The organism is Nocardia sp. NPDC127606, assembly GCF_042671725.1.
In the GTDB taxonomy this organism is placed as follows: Bacteria; Actinomycetota; Actinomycetes; order Mycobacteriales; family Mycobacteriaceae; genus Nocardia.
On record NZ_JBHXWQ010000010.1, the window covers coordinates 47491 to 64933 of the forward strand.

Here is a 17443-nt window from a genome sequence, read left to right on the forward strand (position 1 = left end):
ACCGCCGACAGCGGCCGGGCCTAGCGTTGGTGCATGGCAACAACACGAACTTCCCCGGGTCGCGCGGTAGATGACCAACTCCTGGCCGTTCTCGATGAGTGGCAGGTGGCGATCGTCGCCAACGACGCGGACCGGATCGGTTCCTATATGGCCGACGAGTGGATCATGGTCTCCGAGAACGGCATGACCACCGCCGAACAGTTTCTGGCCTTCGTCCGGTCGGGCGATCTCACGCACTCGGCGATGGAGCGCGTCGGTGAGCCCAGAATCCGCTACCACGGCGACATCGCTCTGCTGACGACCCGGGTCACCAATACCGCCCACTACCAAGGCATTCGATTCGACGCCGACGAATGGACCACCGACGCCTTCATCCACGCCGACGGCCGATGGCGCTGCCTGCTGACCCAGATCACCACCACCAAGGAGTAGCGGTCGGCGGTCAGGCAGGTGGGGTAGCCATGAGGGCTCGGACGTGGCTGAGGACGTCGGGGTATTTGCGCAGGTGCGCGCCGCCGTTGAGGTCGATGGTCGAGCCGGTCATCCAGGTGGCCTTGTCCGACGCGAGGAAGGCGGCCATGTCGGCGATCTCCTCGGGACGGCCGCTGCGGCCGAGCGGAGTGTTCTCCAGGTAGTCCTCGGTCAGGCCGGGGACGAAGGCGATGCCGGCGACCAGGGGAGTGTCGACGAGGCCGGGGGAGATGGCGTTCACGCGGACCCGGCGATCGGCCAGCTCCAGCGCCGCGACCTCCACCAGCATCAGCACGCCCGCCTTCGCGGCGCAGTAGGCGGCCATGCCGGTGCCGGGTTGACGGCCGTTGAGTGAGACGATGCAGGTGATGCTGCCGCCGTCGGCGATGCGGCGGGCCGCGTGCTTGAGCACGAGGAAGGTTCCGGTCAGGCAGACGTCGAGAGTGAGCTGCCAGTTCGCGAGCTCGAGCTCGGTGATCGGGCCGGTCATCGACAGGCCCGCGCAGCTGACCACGGCGTGCACGTCGTCCAGGTCGGCGAATCCGGCCTCGACGGACGCTTCGTCGGTGACGTCCATCCGGATGCTGGCGGCGGACCCGCCGATGGCGGTCGCTGCCTCGGCGGCCGAACTCTCGTTGACGTCGGCGACGATCACCCGGAAACCGTCGGCGGTGAGGGCGTGCGCGGTGGCCAGGCCGATGCCCGACGCGCCACCGATCACGATGGCGGTGCGCTGGTCTGTGGTCATGGTGCTCCTCGCGGGTGCGGACCTGCCCGGTAGACAGATTGTTGAAACTGTCCAGCGATCGTAGACACATTCTCGAAGATGTCTACACCGTTGGTAGGATTCGTCCGTACCAGGACTGATCAGCCGCACGGAGGTGGGCCACGTGGTCGAAGCGCAGGCGGTGACCGTCGGTGACAGGCTGATCGATGCGGCGCAGAGAATGCTGGCCCGCAAAGGGATTCGGTCCACGACGATGATCGAGATCGCCGAGGAAGCCGGGGTGTCGCGCGCCTGGCTCTACCGGCACTTCCCCGACAAGACCGCGTTGCTCGGCGCCGCGATCGTTCGACTCAACGACGCTCTGTGGACCGGTTCCCGCGCCGAACTCGACGTTCTCGAGACCTTCGGTGAGCAACTCGCGGCAGGCGTGCGCATCGGGCGGGGAGCCTACGACGCCCCCGGCGCCCTGATCATGCGTCTGCGGCTGGACGAACCCGAGGAATTCGCGCTGTGCACCGGTGCCGGCGTTTCGGGCCTCGTCCCCGATCTGGCCGACTTCTGGCTGCCCTACGTCGAAGGGGCCCTCGCGCGCGGCGAGATCCATCCCGGCCACGACCGCACCGAGGTCGCCGAATGGGTTGCGCGTGTACTGATCAGCCTCGGGACCGTCCCCGGTGAAACCGTCGACGTCGACGACAACGCCGCGGTGCTGCGCTACCTCCGTCGCTACCTACTCCCTGGACTGACCACCGACCCGATTGCGGGATAAGCCGTCTCACGCACGTCGATGACGCTCAGGCTCGGTCGGGGGTTCCAGGTGGAGACGGCCCAGATGACGATGAGGTCGATGACGATGATGATCACCGACCACCACGGGTAGTACGGCAGCGACAGGAAATTGGCGATGATCGACAGGACGGCCAGGCAGTAGGCGAAGATCCGGGCCCAGGTCGCGGTCAGCATCATGCCGATGGCTACCGCCACGAGGAATACCCCCAGCGCCAGGTGGATCCAGCCCCAGCTGCTGACGTCGAGCTCGTAGCTGTATTCGCTCGGGATCAGGAATAGCTCGTCCTTGGTGACGCCGGCGATACCGCGCAGGATGCTCAGCGTGCCTGCCACCAGGAGCATGATCGCCGCGAGCATGGTGACGCCTGCCGCGAGACCCTGGCGGACGGGGTGCGAGGTGATCGTCATGGATTCGACGGTAGGGGCCGTCGGGGACGATCCGGATCCCCCGTTCTGGGTGAGGTCGAGCGGCTCGGACGGATTCACCCGATTCGGATGATGTGGACGGCCGGGGTTCTTCGCGACGATGGCGGCAAGGGTCGAACCGTGACCGCCGCCCGGTGGACACGCATCACAGAAGTGAGGGTCGAATCATGTCTTCGGTGTGGGACGTTCTCTGGGTCATCATTGTGAGCTTCTGCTTTGTCGCCTACCTGATGTTGATGTTCTACCTGCTCACCGATCTTTTCCGCGACCGGTCCACCTCGGGCTGGGTGAAAGCGGTGTGGGTGGTGTGTTTGATCCTGTTCCCGCTGCTCACCGGACTGGTGTATCTGATCTTCCGCGGTAGCGGCATGGCGGAACGAACCGCCGAAGCGCAGAAGCAGGCGCGCACGGAGGCCGACGATTACATCAGGCAGGCCGCGGGCACCAACTCCGCCGCCCAGATCGCCGACGGGAAGAAGCTGCTCGACGCCGGGGCCATCACCGAGGCGGAATTCCAGCAACTCAAGGCCAAGGCCCTCGCCTGACATCCGCGAAACGACTGCGCGATCCGGCGTCGCTCACAGACAGGAACACCATCTGATGACCAGTCAGCAGGAAGCCTCGGCCAGCGTCGAAGCCGACAACGAGACGTTGCTGCGTTCGCTACCGTTCGAAGACACCCAGGATTTCGCCGATGCCGAGCGCGGGTTCGTCGCGGCGCTGACGCCGGGGGTGGTGAAGAACGCCGCGGGCAAGGTGGTGTGGGACATCGACGCCTACTCGTTCCTCGACGGCGAGTGCCCGCCCACGGTGAACCCGAGTCTGTGGCGGCAGTCGCAACTGTGTGTGAAGCAAGGTCTGTACGAGGTCACCGACGGTATCTTCCAGATCCGCGGATTCGATCTGTCCAATATGACGCTGGTGGAAGGTGACGCCGGCGTGATCGTGATCGATCCACTGATCTCGGAGGAGACTGCCGCGGCCGGGCTCGCGCTGTACCGCGAGCATCGGGGTGACCGCCCGGTGGTCGGGGTGATCTATTCGCATTCCCATATCGACCATTTCGGCGGCGTGAAGGGTGTGACCACCGATGACGAGGTCGCGGCAGGGCGTTGCCCGATCATCGCGCCGGTCGGTTTCACCGAACACGCGGTCGAGGAGAACGTGTACGCGGGCACCGCGATGGCGCGCCGATCGGCGTACATGTACGGCGCCGCACTTCCTCGCGGGCCGAAGGGGGCGGTCGGCGCCGGCCTCGGGCCGACGAATTCGCTCGGTACCCCGACCTTGATCTCGCCGACGGTCTACATCGACCACACCGGGCAGACCGTGACGGTGGACGGGGTGAGCATCGAATTCCAGATGACGCCGGGCACGGAGGCGCCCTCGGAGATGAACTTCTACTTCCCCGATCGGCGGGCGCTGTGCATGGCCGAGAACGCCACCCACACCCTGCACAATCTGCTGACATTGCGTGGTGCGCTGGTTCGCGATCCGCACGTGTGGTCGAAATACCTCACACAGGCGATCAACCGATACGCCGCCCGCACCGATGTCGTGTTCGCTTCGCACCATTGGCCGACCTGGGGAACCGACCGGCTGACCGAGTTTCTCTCGGTACAGCGCGATCTCTACGGCTACCTCCACGACCAGACGTTGCGGGCATTGAACAAGGGCTCCACCGGCATCGAGATCGCCGAGGACCTACCGTTGCCACCGGCCGTCGTGAACTCGTGGTCGACCCACGGCTATTACGGGTCGGTGAGCCACAACGTCAAAGCGATCTACCAGCGGTACATGGGCTGGTTCGACGGCAACCCCGCCACGCTGTGGCAGCACCCACCGGTCGCGAGCGCCCGGCGCCATGTCGAATTCATGGGCGGTGCCGACGAAGCCATCGCCAAGGCACGAAAGTCCTACGACGACGGCGACTTCCGCTGGGTCACCCAGGTGCTCAACTACGTCATCTTCGCCGACCCCGACAATGCCGAGGCGAAAGCGCTGCAGGCCGATACGCTCGAACAGCTCGGCTTCGGCGCGGAGAACGGCACCTGGCGCAACTTCTTCCTGATGGGCGCCTACGAACTACGCAACGGCAATGTCGGTACCCCGCTGGCGACTTCCTCGGCCGACATTTCCTCTGCCCTCTCAGTGGAGCAGGTGTTCGACGCGATCGCGCTGCGCGTCGACGGCCCGCGCGCGTGGGACGCGAAGATCGTCATCGACTGGCGCACCACCGATTCCGGCACGGTACACCGGACTCAACTGCGCAACGGACTGCTCGTGCACTTCGACGTCGAGGGCGACCTCCCGCCTGCCCAGACGACGTTCGCGCTCACCGAAGCGGATCTGCGCGCGGCACTGCTCGGTGGCCAGGATCTGGCGAAGATGATCGGCGACGGCCGCGTCACCGTCGAGGGTGACCCCGCCGAGCTGGCCGAACTAATCGGCTACCTCGACGCCCCCGACCCGGATTTCGCGATCGTAACCCCCTGATCCACCGGTCCGCCGTCGAAGGAGCTGCGATGGGCGCGAGGGGCGACGGTGCGGCGGCGGACCGGTGACCGACATCGTGCGGCGGGTACGACGGTGGTTCGCGACCGAGCGCATGTCGAAAGCCGATGTCGTCGCGGGGATTCCGGGTGCGATCGGCGGGGTGCCGGACGGGATGGCGGCGGGTGTTCTCGCGGGGGTGAGTCCGGTACACGGGCTCTACGCGAGCATGGCCGGGCGATTCTTCGGCGGGTTCGGCACCAGCACGCAGCTGATGGTGGTCACCACGACGAGCGCGTCCGCGTTGGCGGTGGGTTCGACCCTGACCGATGTCGAACCGGATCAGCGGTCGGGCGCCATCGTGATGTTGACACTGGTCGCGGGCGCGATGATGATCGTCGCCGCGATCTTGCGGCTGGGCAAGTACACCCGGTTCGTCTCGCACTCGGTGATGACCGGATTCCTGCTCGGCATCTCGGCCAACATCCTGTTCGGTCAGTTGCCGAGTCTGCTCGGCGCGCCGGTGCGGGGGTCGATCGCTGCGGAGAAGGCGCTGCACGTGGTGCTGCATCCGCTGGACTTCGACTGGCGGGCCGCCGTCGTCGGCGTACTCGCGACGATGCTGCTCATCGGGCTGGCACATACGCGGCTGCGCACGGTCGCCGCCCTGTTCGCCTTGGTGGTGCCGATGATCGTCGTGCTCGCTTTCGGCTGGAGCGATGTCGGTACGGTCGCTGACACAGGCGAGATTCCCACCGGGATTCCGCTGCCGCACCTGCCCGACGCGAGCACGCTGTCGCTGTCGTTGATCGCCGGGGCGCTGGCGGTGACGCTGATCGTGCTGGTCCAGGGGGCCGGGGTCGCGGAGTCGGCACCCAACCCCGGTGGGACGCGGAGCTCTGTCGATCGTGATTTCACCGCGCAGGGCATCGGCAATATCTTCGCCGGGTTGTTTCGTGGGATGCCGGTCGGTGGGTCGGTGGGGCAGACGGCGATCAACGTCTCCTCCGGTGCGCGTGGCCGTTGGGGCGGAATGTGGTCGGGGCTCTGGATTCTGGTGATCCTGGTCGCGCTGGCCGGGGCCGTCGGCCGGGTACCGCTGCCCACACTTGCCGCGATACTGATGGTCGCCGCAGCGCGTTCGATCGATCCCGACCGTCTCGTCGCCATCTGGAGCAGCGGCGCCATCTCACGGACCGCGCTGCTGGTGACCTTCTTCGCCACCCTGCTGTTGCCCGTGACGGCGGCCGTCGGTGTCGGGGTCGGGCTGTCGCTGCTGCTGCAGCTGAACCAGGAGGCCATCGACTTGAAGGTGGTGCGGTTACGGGTCGACGGTGACCATCTCGTCGAGGCGAAAGCGCCGACCACATTGTCCGACAACGAGATCGTGATCCTCGATGTCTACGGCAGTCTGTTCTACGCGGGCGCGCGCACGCTGCAAGCGAAGCTGCCCGACCCCGAGGGCGCGCACGACCCGGTCGTCATCCTGCGCCTGCGGGGGCGCACGAGCGTGAGCGCGACCTTCCTGCACGTGGTCGGCGACTACGCCCGCCGGCTGGACGCGCTCGGCGGCCGTCTCTATCTCAGCGGTGTCGACCCGCGAATTCGCGACGTCTGGACCGACGACCTGCTGCACGCACAGGGCTTGCACATCGAATTCTTTCCGGCGACGAGCACGCTCGGCGAGTCGACACTGGCCGCCTACGCCGATGCCGAGGTGCGGATCCACCGAGAGCGGAGGTCGTGACGTGGGCGGACTGATGGCATTGCTGTTGCCGGAGATCGTGGGATTGATGGTGACACCGGGCGCGGTGATCGGCTGTGTCCTGTTGCTGCGCTCGCGCGACCCGATAGGCAACGCATCGATGTTCGGGCTCGGGTTCCTGGTCGTGTATTCGATCGTCGCGCTCGCCGCGTGCATCGGCGGTGCGCCGGACCCGGCGGCGACCACGGCCCACACCTCCCACGTCGCCGGACTTGTGGTCGGCCTGATCTTTCTGGCACTGGGCGTCTTCATACTGGTGCGGCCCCGTCGGCACACCGGCGAGAAGCCGCGCGTGCTCGACGAGCTCGCCACCGCGGGCCCCCGCAAGGCCTTCGCGATCGGTGTCGTACTCGGAGTGTTGAACCCGAATCTGTTCATCATGATGTCGGGGATGAGCCTGATCGCCAGCTCGGCCGTCGGCCTGGCCGCGGCGCTGGTGGCGACCGTGATCCTGTTGATCGCGGCGGTCGTCGACTTCCTGATTCCGATCGGGATCTATCTCGCGATGGGTGAACGGGCCGAACACGGTCTGGCGGTAGCGCAGGCGTGGATGTTGAGCCACAGCCGGATGCTGACGTTGTCGGTACTGCTCGGATTCGGTGCCCTGTTCACCGCTCGCGGCATCGTCAACCTCGCCGGCTGAGGTGACTCTTCGGAAAGGACCGCCATGCTGAGCTTTCTTGTCCCGCAGGAGCAACGCCGATCGCTGGACGAGCTGACCGACAAGCTGGATCTGTCGGTGGGCCAGGTCGCCTCGAAGCGGTCGGCGTTCTGGATCATGCTGGTGATGTCGGCGGTGATCGCTATTTCGGGCGTCATCGGCGATTCCACCGCGACGGTGATCGGCGCGATGATCGTCGCGCCGTTGTCGATACCGATCCTGGGTGTCGCGTTGGGTGTGGTGACCGGTCGCGGGCCGTTGCTCGGCCGGAGTCTGCTGCTGGTCGTGTCGGGGATCGTGGTGGTGGTCGCGCTCGGCTTCCTCTTCGCGCAGTTGCTGCCCAATCCGGTGAATGTGCTGTCCAACGCCCAGGTCGTCGGGCGGACCTCACCGAAGTTGATGGATCTGACCGCGGCGATGGCGACCGGCTTGGTCGCGGCGATCGCGATCACCCGGCGAGACGTGGGCGATGTGCTGCCCGGGGTGGCGATCGCGATTTCGCTGGTGCCGCCGCTCGGGGTGGTCGGGGTGTGTTTGGGGTCGCACGCGCCCGCGCTGGCCGGCGGCGCGTTCGTGCTGTTCGCGTCGAATGTGGTCGCGATGATCATCACCTCGACGGTCGTGCTGCTCATCGCCGGGTACGCGGGCGAGGCCGATCCGGCGACGATGCGGCGGGGCCGGGCCTACCTGGTGCTCGGCGCGGCGCTGGTGCTGGTGGCGATCCCGATGGTGCTCAACTCGCTGTCGACCCTGTGGGCCGGTCAGATCGCCGACGCGGCCGACGACTGGCTCCGGGACACACCGGACGCACAGGTCATGGATGTCACCCTGCACAGCGACATCGCGACCGTCACGGTGCTCGGCCCCGCGCAGTTGCCGCCGCGCGAGGAGTTGCAGCGCACGGTGGACGAGCTCGTCCCGTGGGACCCGAAGGTGGTCATCATCCACACGGTCGGTGGTCGCCTGCAGTAGCCACAGCGCGACGCCCCCGGCACGGTGTCGGGGGCGTCGTTCGCGGTGTGCTCAGCTGAGCAGTTTGGCTTTCGCGGCGGAGAATTCGGCGTCCGACAATGCGCCCGCGGAATGCAGCTCGGCCAATTTGCCCAGCTGGGCGACGGTGTCGTTGCCCGCACTCGGGGCAGCGGGCGGCGGGGGAGCCTGTTGCGGAGGAGGCGGTGCCTGCTGTTGGGCGTAGGCCTGTTGTTCGGCGTTCCGCTGTGCTCCGCGCCGGTTCATCGCGTTCGAGGTGGCGGTCGCGGTGCCCGCGACGACCGCGGTTCTGGCGATGGTGCCGATCAGTCCCGGTCGCCCGACGCGACCCCTGCGAAGTGGCATCTCGATTCCTTCCTAGGCGAGGGCGAGCGCGGCGTCGACGGCATCGCGCGGTACCTGCACGTGCAGCGCGACCTCGCCGTCGGCCGCGCGCACCGCGCCTGCCAGGCGCAGCGCCCACGTTTCCTCGAAAACGATGACGACGGCGGTCGTTCCCGGTTCCATCGACGCGCGGACGACGTCGAGGTCGTCGTCGCTGACGAGGTCGATGTCGGCCGCCGTCAGACCCGTCAGACCCACCGCGGCGATGTCGTCGTCGATCTCACGTTCGGTGACGGCGCCCGCGTCGTCCATGGACAACACGATCAGATCGAGCAGCGTGACCGTGCCTTGCGCGACGATCTCGGCCAGTGCCGCGGACACGGATTCGTCGATCTCGGTGCCGGGAAAGGTGAGCACAAGGAATTCGACCGGTCCGAGCGTTGCTGGTGATCCCATGGGCCGAATCATGCCGTCGGAGAGTGCCCGGCCGCTTCACCCGAATCGGATGAAAACACCGAGCGCGCAGTTCACCCGGAAAGTGTGAGGCGCGCCGGGATCGGCCCGCTTAGCGTCGTGGCATGGGCTCAGTAATCGGCGGTCTCCTGCCACTGGCAGTGGGTGTGGCGGTCTCGCCGATCCCGATCATCGCGGCCATTCTGATGATCCTGTCGAAGAACGCGGGAGGCGCCGCGAAAGGCTTCGCCGTGGGGTGGGTGGCCGGAATCCTCGTCGTGACCGGCGTGATGACGTTGCTCGCCGGGACCCTGGGCGGCACGGACAGCGAACCGTCGACGGGCGCCTCGATCGTGAAGATCATTCTCGGCGTCGCGCTGGTGGTCCTGGCGGTGATCCAGTGGCAGGAACGCTCGCAGACCGAGGTGCCCGGCTGGATGAAGGCGATCGACACGCTCACGCCGGTGAAGGCGCTGGGGCTGGGAGCGCTGCTGTCGGGCGTCAATCCGAAGAATCTGCTGCTGTGTGTGTCGGCGGGTGTCGCGATCGGGGCAGGCGGTCTGAGCGCGGGCAGCGACCTGGTCGCGATCGTGGTGTTCACCCTGCTCGCCTCGGTCACCGTCTTGGCGGTGGTCGTCGGGTACATGCTCGCCGCCGACAAGCTCGGTCCGATGCTCGACAGCCTGCGGGAGTGGTTGCAGCTCAACAACCACGCGGTGATGGCGATCGTGCTGTTGATCATGGGCGCCGTGGTCGTCGGCAAGGGCATCGGCGGGCTGTAGCGAGGAGGAATCGTGGCACTGTCGATACCGGCGTTCGAGTCGTTGCACGGCTATCGGCGGGCGTGGCTGCGGCCGGATGTGATCGCCGGTCTCACGGTGTGGGCGGTGCTCGTACCCGAAGCGCTGGCCTACGCGTCGATCGCCGGGGTGCCGCCGGTGGTCGGCCTCTACGCGGCGGTGCCGTCGCTGGTGCTCTACGCACTCGCAGGCAGTTCGCGGCACCTGGTGGTCGGTCCGATGTCGGCGACCGCGGCACTGTCGGCGGCGATCATCGCGCCGCTCGCGGGCGCCGACAGCGGCAGCTACCTCGCGTTGACGGCCGCACTCGCCATCGCGACCGGCCTGATCGGACTGCTCGCCGGTCTCATCCGGCTCGGCTTCATCGCCGCGTTCATCTCCGAACCGGTGCTCAAGGGCTTCATCGTCGGACTCGCTCTGGTCATCATCATCGGGCAGGTGCCCAAGCTGCTCGGCGTCGACAAACACGACGGCAACTTCTTCCGGCAGACATGGGGCATCATCACCGAGCTGGGCCATGCGCAGTGGCGCACTGTGACGGTCGGCCTGATCAGCCTCGCGCTGGTGCTCGCATTGCGTCACTGGCTGCCGTTCGTTCCCGGCGCGTTGGTGGCTGTGGGGTTCGGCATCGTGGTCGTGACGTTGTTCGGACTCGACGACAAGGGTGTCTCGATCGTCGGTCATATCGACTCGGGACTGCCCACGCTCGGCCTGCCGTCGGGAGTGTCGTTCGGTGACTACCTCGATCTGCTCGGACCCGCCGTCGGGGTGTTGCTGATCGGCTTCGCTGAGGGCCTTGGCGCCGCGAAAACCTATGCGGCCAAGGCGGGTTACCCCATCGACGCGAATCGGGAGCTGCTCGGACTCGGTGCGGCCAATCTCGGCGCGGGGCTGAGTTCGGGGATGGTCGTCAACGGCAGTCTGTCGAAGACGGCGGTCAATGGCGGCGCCGGCGCGAAGACCCAGCTCAGCGGGCTTGTCGTGGCCGGGCTCACCGTCGTCACCCTGCTGTTCCTCACCGGGCTGTTCGAGAAACTGCCGGAGGCCACGTTGGCGGCGGTCGTGATCGCGGCCGTGATCGAGCTGGTCGACATCGCCGCCCTGCGCCGCCTCTACCGAGTCTGGACCCACATGCTCGCCAGCATCTACGGAAAAGCGGCGCGCGTCGACTTCCTCGGCGCGATGGCCGCGATGCTGGGTGTGCTGGTCTTCGATACGCTGCCCGGCCTGCTCATCGGTATCGGCGTGTCGATGCTGCTGCTGGTGTACCGGGCTTCGCAGCCGCATGTGGCCGAGCTCGGCAAGGAAGGGTCGTTGTGGGTGGCCGCCGTCCGGCACCCGGACGCGGCGACGCGACCCGATCTGCTGGTCGTCCGGGTCGAATCGGGGTTGTTCTTCGCCAACTCCGATTATGTGAAGGATCAGATCGAAGGGTTGTGCACCGACCGCACCCGGATGGTCGTCCTCGACGCGGAGACCTCGCCCTCGGTCGACGTGACCGCCGCGACGATGCTGCTCGCCCTGCGAGACACGCTGGCCTCCCGGCGCATCGGGTTCGCCGTCGCGCGACCGGTCGCCCAGTTCGGTGACGCACTCGGCTCGGCCGAGCACGGTGACGTCCCGGTCCCGATCTATCCCACCGTCGCCGCGGCGACCGCCGCACTGTCCGGGTCGTGATCGTGCTCGCCCGTCGAAAGGAACGCAGATGAACGGCATTCTGGTCGCCCTCGTCGGAGCGCTGTTGTGCTTCTACGGGATTCGCTCGGTCCACCTGGGCCTGCTCGCGATCGGGTTCGGGCTCGGCTGGCTGATCGCCGACCTGTTCAACGCGAACTTCTGGTGGCTGTTGCTGGCCGGACTGATCGGCGCGGTGTCGGTCTGGGCGGTCACCTCGTTGGTGTTCCATTTCGCCGCCTATTTCATCGGCGGTCTCACCGGCGTGATGATCGGCACCAAGCTGGCGACGGTGTTGCAGCCCGGCGACAAGAACGTCGCCTTGAGCATGATCGTCGCGCTCGCGGTGGGCGTGTCGGGCGCGTTTCTGGCCCAGAAGTTCCGGGCTCGCGCGCTGCTGTGGTTGACCTCGATCGGCGGCGCGAGCATGGTGTGCAGCGGTGTCGCGCAGTTCAGCGAGTCGCTGTCGTTCCTGCGCGACCCCGAGCCGGGCTGGCAGCAGGTCACCGCCACCCTGGCCTGGGTGGGTCTGTCGATTCTCGGCTGGATCACCCAGCGCCACCTGTTCGCCGAGCAGCTCGGCATCCAGCACCTGGTAGGCGACGACGACGAGCCGGACATGAGAGACCGCAACGGCGGCTGGCCCACGAAGTGACCAGCCGGCGGTCGACACCGCCGGCTGGTCGGTTCCGGATCAGTGGGCGGTGCCGCCCGTGGCCGGGGTGCGGCCGTGCTTCATCACCAGGGCGAGGGTGAGGGCGACGGCCGAGGCCGCCGCGCAGACCCAGAAGCCCAGTTGGTAGCCACGGTCACCGAACAGGTCGGGCAGCGGAGTGGGCGGTTGGGCCTGGCCGCCGACGCTCACCAGGGCGGTCATGCCGTTGCTGTGCAGGAACGCGGTGACGATCGCGAGCCCGATCGCGACACCCATGGACTGCATCACGCCGAGCATGCCCATGCTGACGCCCTGCTGTTCCTGCGGAACCGCCTCCACCAGCAGGATCGGCATACAGGCGTAGTACATGCCGAAGCCGATGCTGAAGATCGAGTTCACGATCAGGAAGTTGGTGGCGGTCAGCGGCAGGACCGCGAACGCGACAGCCGCGGCGGCGAAGATGACGAGTGCCGTGACGAGCGGCAGCCGGGCACCGATTCGTCTGGCCAGCAGCCCCGCGACCGCGCCGAAGAGCATCGTGATCACCGAACCGAGCAGTGCGATGCGGACCGCGAACTCGAGCAGGCTGTATCCGCTGCCGTAGGTGTAGCCCGGGTCGAGGGTCACCTGCACGGCCTCGATCGGTAGCGCCTGACCGGTCATCTGCTGGATCTGCGCGAGGGTGCCCTGCTGAACACCGGCGACGACCGTCGACTCGGGCGGGGTCTGGGACATGTAGGCGATGGCGTAGGACACGATGCCGATCTGCAGCGACGCGAAGAGCGCACCGGCCAGCACCAGCGCCACGCGGGGGTGGAACAGCAGCTTCATGTCCATGATCGGGGTGGTGGCCCGCTTCTCGACGACGACGAACAGCACGAGCAGCACGAGGCCGGCGATCAGCCAGGCCAGTGTGGTCGGCTTCGACCAACCCCAGTCGTGGCCCTTGTCGACGTAGATCAAGGTGAGTGCGGCACCACCGGCGAGCAGTGCGGCGCCGACGATGTCGATGCGTTCGCTGACCCGCAGCTTGGACTCGGGCACGATGACCCACACCAGCGGCAACATCAGAACAGTGAATGCCCCCAGTACCCAGAAGATGGCCCGCCAGCTGTGGTTGTCGACGAGGTAGCCGCCGAGCAGCGGGCCCGCGATGGAGGCGACGCCGAAGCCGGTCGCGGTGAGACCGAGGGCGAGCGGAACCATCTTGCGCGGCATCAGATCCCGGATGAGACCGTAGGCGATCACCGCGGTCGCGATGGCGGTGGCTTGCAGGCAGCGACCGAACAGGAACACACCCCAGTTCGAGGTGGTCGCGTCGAGGACGCAGCCGATGACGAACAGGACGCCGCAGATGAGGAACATCCGCTTCTTGCCCCAGACATCACTCATCTTGCCGATCAACGGAGACGCGGCCGCGCCGATCAAACCGAAAACGATGATGGCCCAGTTGATGTTGGCCCCGACGCCGGGGAAGCTCGGTGCGATCTTCTGTAGTGCCGCCGCGACGATCGTGTACTGCATCGGGGCGATCTCGGAGAAGAGCACGATCACGGCTAGGACCGTGAAAATCCTGGCGCGCGAAGCGCCTTCGAGTCTTCCGGTGTCATTGGTGTCGTCTGGCTTGATGGTACTGGTGGACATGGCCACGCTCCGTTGTTCGAGCTGATAGAAATTTCGAGCTAGTAGATGTAGGCGGTGTGGGGAAGGTCGGTGACGGAAGTTCCCGCCCGGACAGTGAATTCGCCGGGCTCGCTCTCCCAGCCGTTCGCGCCCCAGTGCTGGAAGGCGCGGGTGGGCAGGTCGATCGACACCGTGCGAGTCTCGCCGGGCGCGAGGCTGAGCGTGGTGAAACCGGCGAGCCAGCGAACCGGACGGTCGATAAGGCTGTCCGGGCGCGAGAGATACACCTGGACAACCTGTTTGCCGGTTCGCTCACCGGTATTGGTCACCGTCAGCGCGACGGTGCGGCCCTCGACGGTGAGATCGCTGGTTTCCCAGGTGGTGTAGCCCAGACCGTGACCGAACGGGTAGGCCGGTTCGATGTCGGCCTTCAGCCACGCGCGGTAGCCGATGTGGATACCCTCGGCGTAGTCGAGGACGCCGTCGACCGGGGTGGTGTCGAGCACGGGGACATCGGCCATGGACTTGGGCCAAGTGGTCGGCAGTCGACCGCCGGGTTCGACGGTGCCGGTGAGGACATCGGCCAGCGCCGCGCCGAACTCCTGGCCGGGGAACCAGGCGAGCAGTACGGCGGCGACGTCGTCGCGCCACGGCATCTCCACCGGCGCACCGGAGTTCACCACCACCACCGTGCGGGGGTTCACGGCGGCGATCGCCGAGACCAGCTCGTCCTGACGGCCGGGCAGCCGCAGCGAGGTGCGGTCGACGCCTTCGCTCTCGATCTGCTCGGTGGTGCCGACCACGACAACGGCCACCTCGGCGGCCGCTGCCTGCGCGACCGCGGCCGCGAACTCCTCGTCGTCGGCGCGCTGGGGACGGCGGATACCGAGCGTCGCGCCGAGGATGATGCCGAGGCCCGGCATCGCTTCCTCGATGCTGGTCACCACCCGGACATCGACCTCCTCGCCGACGGCGAGCGTGCGTGTGACGTGGCGTTGCGGCGGGTTGAGCAGGGCGGCGGCCGGGTCGCCGCCGTCGAGCACCATGTTCTCGTCGAGCACGGTCTCGCCGTCGAGGTCGAGCCGGATATGACCGACGCCGCCGAAACCGATCTGCCATTCTCCGGCCATGTCGGCGCGCAGGCGCGTGCGCAGTTCGATCGTGTTCGACTGTGCCGCGAGCTCATCGCCGAGTAGTACGAGTCGGCTCGTGGTCCGGTGTTGGGTGCCGAGTTCGGTCTCGTCCTTGAGATAACGGGCCGACAAGCCGGGCTCGCCGGTTTCGGGGTCGGTCATGATGGCGAGCGGTGCGGGGATCAGCGCCTCGGACAGGTGGACGCCCGCGGTGTGCGTCAGGGCGAGTCGGCCGGTGAGACCTTCGACCGGCGTCGTGGTGTGGCCCGGGATGACGGTGGCGCTACCGCCACCGAGGAACCGGGGTTCACCCGCCGACGGACCGACCAGGGCGACGGAGGTTTCCGGTGCGAGCGGGAGGATTCCGTCGTTGCGCACCAGGACCATCGCCTCGGCGGCGACCCGGCGGACCAGGTCCTGCGCCTGTTCGTCACTGAAATCCGGTGTGGGCTGGGGTTTTCCGTCGAGCGCGCCGACGCGATGTGCGAAACGCAGGATGCGACGCACTTTGTCGTCGATCACGGATTCGGCGATCTCGCCCGATCGGACCTTCTCGGCCAGCGGGTCGCCCCACAGGTACCACGGTCCCGGCATGCACAGGTCGGTGCCGTTGGCCGCGCTCTCGGTGCTGCGGATCGCGGTCCAGTCCGAGACGACGACACCGTCGAATCCCCATGCGCCCTTGAGCGGTTCGTCGAGCAGGGGGTTCTCGGTCATGGTGGCGCCGTTGACCGAGTTGTAGGCGCCCATGAGCATCCACGCGCCCGCTTCGACGGTGCGTTCGAAGGGGTAGAGGTACAGCTCGTGCAGCGCGCGGTCGCCGACCCGGACGTCGACGGTGAAGCGATCGGTCTCGGAGTCGTTGGCCACGTAGTGCTTCGGGCACGCGCTGACCCCGTGCGCCTGGACAGACCGCACATAGGCCTCGGCCATCTCGGCGGTGAGCAGCGGGTCCTCGGAGAAGCATTCGAAATGCCTGCCGCCCAACGGCGAACGATGCAGGTTCATCGTCGGGCCGAGGATCGCGTAGACGTCCTTGCGGCGCGCTTCGGCGGCGATCAGGGCGCCGATCTCGGTGAGGAGTTCGGGGTCCCAGGTCGCGGCGACCGCGGTGCCGGAAGGCAGGCTGACCGAGGGGTCGCGTTCGTCCCAGTTCTCGCCGCGCACCCCGGAGGGACCGTCGGACACCGGCATCTCGGCGAGTCCGATCGCGGGGGCACCGGCCATCCGAAACAGGCCCGCGCCGGAGATCAGCCGGAGCTTGCCGTCCAGATCCAGCTCGGCGAGTAGCTCCGTGATGCGGTCTTGCATGAAGATGCGGCCCTTCTTCGATCAGTGGGTGAGGGTGCTGGCTTGCTCGGCCCAGTACGGGTTGTGCAGGAATTCGCCGGTGCCCGCGACGAATGCGCCACGGGCGGCCGGATCGTCGCGCAATTGGCCACGGAACCACGCCGCCAAGTAGCCGAGGTAGCGATAGACGCCTTCGGCGCAGCTGTAGTTGGTGCAGTCGGGCTGGCCCTGGATGTCGTTGTGCTGGGCGCCGACCAGCGCGGCGCGGGCCTTGGGCACCTGCGCGGGCAGGGCGTCGTAGTACGCCTGCATGGACTGCCGGCCGATCAGCGCGGGTGGCAGCTGCTGGGTCCCCGGCGAGATGCCGTCGGCCGAACCGTTGACCAGCAGCACCGAGCCCGAGGTGATCGCGCTGGTATCGACACAGGTGCTCTGGCCGTCGACCGTCGGCAGCGACGAACACACCGCGGCCAGCGGCATCTCGAGCGTCACCGCGGTATCGATCAGGCCGGACTCACGCGCGAGCGCGTTCAGCGCACCGAGGCCGCCTTGGGAATGACCCACCGCGCCCACCGCATCGAGATCGATCTTGCCGTGGAAGACGCTGCTCGGGTCGTTGTTCTGCTCGGCGAGGTAGTGCACGGCGTCGAGCATCTGCGCGCCGGTTCCGGTGTCGGTCCGGTCGGTGGCGATCACGACGAAGCCCCACGACGCGAGGTGGGCGAGCAGGTAGGCGTATTCGCGCGGGTGCGCCATGGTGCCGTTGCCCCAGGTGATCACCGGGTGGACGCCCGCGTCGAGGTTCGCCGGGTACCAGATGTCGTAGGTATCGCCGGTCGAGGTGCAGCAGTCGGCACCGGATCGCTCGGCCACCGCCCATGGCCCCGGGGCGTAGTAGGTCGCCTCGACCGGCGCGGCAGGCTGGTAGGACGGCGCGGCCGAGATCGGTGCCGCCGACATGGCCGCGGTCAGCGCGACCGCGGTCAGGGCGATGCGGGTGCCTCGATGCACCCGGTGGACAGTTCTGTTGCTCACGATCTCCGACGTTAAGCAGGTGAACGGGCATCCAGGCCCTGCCACGTCGTCTTGCAGACATGTTGCAGACACCCACGCGCGGGGCTTCCCGCGACGTATTCTCGAACTGATGAACGAGTCGACCCGCACCGGTG

17 protein-coding genes are annotated in these 17443 nt (G+C 67.3%); 10 read left to right on the top strand and 7 right to left on the bottom strand.

Annotated features, from left to right (window positions below):
• Window positions 1-33: 33 nt before the first annotated feature.
• Complete coding sequence (locus ACFVJ5_RS31325; protein WP_379225723.1) at window positions 34-432, top strand: nuclear transport factor 2 family protein; 399 nt, start codon at window positions 34-36, stop codon at window positions 430-432.
• A 10-nt stretch (window positions 433-442) separates the two neighbouring features.
• On the opposite strand, the gene ACFVJ5_RS31330 is transcribed toward ACFVJ5_RS31325, so the two are convergent.
• Window positions 443-1219, bottom strand: a complete 777-nt coding sequence (locus tag ACFVJ5_RS31330; RefSeq protein WP_379225725.1) for an SDR family NAD(P)-dependent oxidoreductase — start codon at window positions 1217-1219, stop codon at window positions 443-445.
• A gap of 142 nt (window positions 1220-1361) precedes the next feature.
• Between ACFVJ5_RS31330 and ACFVJ5_RS31335 the strand changes: the two genes are divergently transcribed.
• Window positions 1362-1967 carry a TetR/AcrR family transcriptional regulator gene (locus ACFVJ5_RS31335; protein WP_379225727.1) on the top strand — a complete coding sequence of 202 codons (606 nt, stop codon included), beginning with the start codon at window positions 1362-1364 and terminating at the stop codon, window positions 1965-1967.
• On the opposite strand, the gene ACFVJ5_RS31340 is transcribed toward ACFVJ5_RS31335, so the two are convergent.
• Window positions 1925-2395, bottom strand: coding sequence for a hypothetical protein (locus tag ACFVJ5_RS31340; protein WP_379225729.1), 471 nt, complete (start codon window positions 2393-2395; stop codon window positions 1925-1927). The genes ACFVJ5_RS31335 and ACFVJ5_RS31340 overlap by 43 nt on opposite strands.
• Before the next feature lie 185 nt (window positions 2396-2580).
• On the opposite strand from ACFVJ5_RS31340, the gene ACFVJ5_RS31345 reads away from it, so the two are divergent.
• The 5 genes from ACFVJ5_RS31345 (at window position 2581) to ACFVJ5_RS31365 (ending at window position 8304) form a co-directional block, all read left to right on the top strand.
• Window positions 2581-2958, top strand: a complete 378-nt coding sequence (locus ACFVJ5_RS31345) for an SHOCT domain-containing protein (RefSeq protein WP_378629635.1) — start codon at window positions 2581-2583, stop codon at window positions 2956-2958.
• A gap of 55 nt (window positions 2959-3013) precedes the next feature.
• On the top strand, window positions 3014-4909 hold the full coding sequence (locus tag ACFVJ5_RS31350) for an alkyl/aryl-sulfatase (protein WP_379225731.1): 1896 nt from the start codon (window positions 3014-3016) through the stop codon (window positions 4907-4909).
• A 64-nt stretch (window positions 4910-4973) separates the two neighbouring features.
• The gene (locus ACFVJ5_RS31355) at window positions 4974-6653 is read left to right on the top strand and encodes a SulP family inorganic anion transporter (RefSeq protein ID WP_379225733.1); all 1680 of its coding nucleotides are present in this window, start codon (window positions 4974-4976) and stop codon (window positions 6651-6653) included.
• 1 nt (window position 6654) lies between these two features.
• Window positions 6655-7314 (top strand): GAP family protein, encoded by a 660-nt coding sequence (locus tag ACFVJ5_RS31360; protein WP_379225735.1) that lies wholly within the window; start codon window positions 6655-6657, stop codon window positions 7312-7314.
• 24 nt (window positions 7315-7338) lie between these two features.
• The gene (locus ACFVJ5_RS31365) at window positions 7339-8304 is read left to right on the top strand and encodes a DUF389 domain-containing protein (RefSeq protein ID WP_379225737.1); all 966 of its coding nucleotides are present in this window, start codon (window positions 7339-7341) and stop codon (window positions 8302-8304) included.
• 51 nt (window positions 8305-8355) lie between these two features.
• Here the strand turns inward: ACFVJ5_RS31365 and ACFVJ5_RS31370 are convergent, their stop codons facing one another.
• Window positions 8356-8667, bottom strand: coding sequence for an SHOCT domain-containing protein (locus ACFVJ5_RS31370; protein WP_379225739.1), 312 nt, complete (start codon window positions 8665-8667; stop codon window positions 8356-8358).
• A 12-nt stretch (window positions 8668-8679) separates the two neighbouring features.
• Window positions 8680-9102 (bottom strand): DUF6325 family protein, encoded by a 423-nt coding sequence (locus ACFVJ5_RS31375; RefSeq protein WP_379225741.1) that lies wholly within the window; start codon window positions 9100-9102, stop codon window positions 8680-8682.
• A 122-nt stretch (window positions 9103-9224) separates the two neighbouring features.
• Between ACFVJ5_RS31375 and ACFVJ5_RS31380 the strand changes: the two genes are divergently transcribed.
• From ACFVJ5_RS31380 to ACFVJ5_RS31390, 3 genes are read left to right on the top strand one after another with little or no spacing between them, the layout of a single operon-like run.
• Entirely contained in the window at window positions 9225-9881 is a 657-nt protein-coding gene (locus ACFVJ5_RS31380) for a GAP family protein (protein ID WP_379225743.1), read from the top strand.
• A 12-nt stretch (window positions 9882-9893) separates the two neighbouring features.
• Window positions 9894-11576: a SulP family inorganic anion transporter gene (locus tag ACFVJ5_RS31385; protein ID WP_379225745.1), complete on the top strand. Its 1683-nt coding sequence runs from the start codon at window positions 9894-9896 to the stop codon at window positions 11574-11576.
• 28 nt (window positions 11577-11604) lie between these two features.
• Window positions 11605-12228, top strand: a complete 624-nt coding sequence (locus tag ACFVJ5_RS31390; RefSeq protein ID WP_379225747.1) for a DUF4203 domain-containing protein — start codon at window positions 11605-11607, stop codon at window positions 12226-12228.
• Between the two features lie 39 nt (window positions 12229-12267).
• Here ACFVJ5_RS31390 and ACFVJ5_RS31395 read toward each other — a convergent pair whose 3' ends face one another.
• Genes ACFVJ5_RS31395 through ACFVJ5_RS31405 form a run of 3 tightly spaced genes read right to left on the bottom strand, consistent with a single transcriptional unit; the run spans window position 12268 to window position 17309 of the window.
• Window positions 12268-13872, bottom strand: a complete 1605-nt coding sequence (locus ACFVJ5_RS31395; protein ID WP_379225749.1) for an MFS transporter — start codon at window positions 13870-13872, stop codon at window positions 12268-12270.
• Between the two features lie 38 nt (window positions 13873-13910).
• Window positions 13911-16295: a beta-glucosidase gene (locus ACFVJ5_RS31400; protein WP_379225751.1), complete on the bottom strand. Its 2385-nt coding sequence runs from the start codon at window positions 16293-16295 to the stop codon at window positions 13911-13913.
• 21 nt (window positions 16296-16316) lie between these two features.
• Window positions 16317-17309, bottom strand: a complete 993-nt coding sequence (locus tag ACFVJ5_RS31405; RefSeq protein ID WP_379225753.1) for a hypothetical protein — start codon at window positions 17307-17309, stop codon at window positions 16317-16319.
• Between the last annotated feature and the right edge of the window lie 134 nt (window positions 17310-17443).

What these genes read in the sequence shown, in the direction of transcription:
- ACFVJ5_RS31350 (WP_379225731.1), top strand. Translation starts at nt 3,014, where the DNA reads ATGACCAGTCAGCAGGAAGCCTCGGCCAGCGTCGAAGCCGACAACGAG.
- ACFVJ5_RS31330 (WP_379225725.1), bottom strand. Translation starts at nt 1,219, where the DNA reads ATGACCACAGACCAGCGCACCGCCATCGTGATCGGTGGCGCGTCGGGC.
- ACFVJ5_RS31340 (WP_379225729.1), bottom strand. Translation starts at nt 2,395, where the DNA reads ATGACGATCACCTCGCACCCCGTCCGCCAGGGTCTCGCGGCAGGCGTC.
- ACFVJ5_RS31365 (WP_379225737.1), top strand. Translation starts at nt 7,339, where the DNA reads ATGCTGAGCTTTCTTGTCCCGCAGGAGCAACGCCGATCGCTGGACGAG.
- ACFVJ5_RS31390 (WP_379225747.1), top strand. Translation starts at nt 11,605, where the DNA reads ATGAACGGCATTCTGGTCGCCCTCGTCGGAGCGCTGTTGTGCTTCTAC.
- ACFVJ5_RS31400 (WP_379225751.1), bottom strand. Translation starts at nt 16,295, where the DNA reads ATGCAAGACCGCATCACGGAGCTACTCGCCGAGCTGGATCTGGACGGC.
- ACFVJ5_RS31325 (WP_379225723.1), top strand. Translation starts at nt 34, where the DNA reads ATGGCAACAACACGAACTTCCCCGGGTCGCGCGGTAGATGACCAACTC.
- ACFVJ5_RS31345 (WP_378629635.1), top strand. Translation starts at nt 2,581, where the DNA reads ATGTCTTCGGTGTGGGACGTTCTCTGGGTCATCATTGTGAGCTTCTGC.
- ACFVJ5_RS31395 (WP_379225749.1), bottom strand. Translation starts at nt 13,872, where the DNA reads ATGTCCACCAGTACCATCAAGCCAGACGACACCAATGACACCGGAAGA.
- ACFVJ5_RS31375 (WP_379225741.1), bottom strand. Translation starts at nt 9,102, where the DNA reads ATGGGATCACCAGCAACGCTCGGACCGGTCGAATTCCTTGTGCTCACC.
- ACFVJ5_RS31370 (WP_379225739.1), bottom strand. Translation starts at nt 8,667, where the DNA reads ATGCCACTTCGCAGGGGTCGCGTCGGGCGACCGGGACTGATCGGCACC.
- ACFVJ5_RS31380 (WP_379225743.1), top strand. Translation starts at nt 9,225, where the DNA reads ATGGGCTCAGTAATCGGCGGTCTCCTGCCACTGGCAGTGGGTGTGGCG.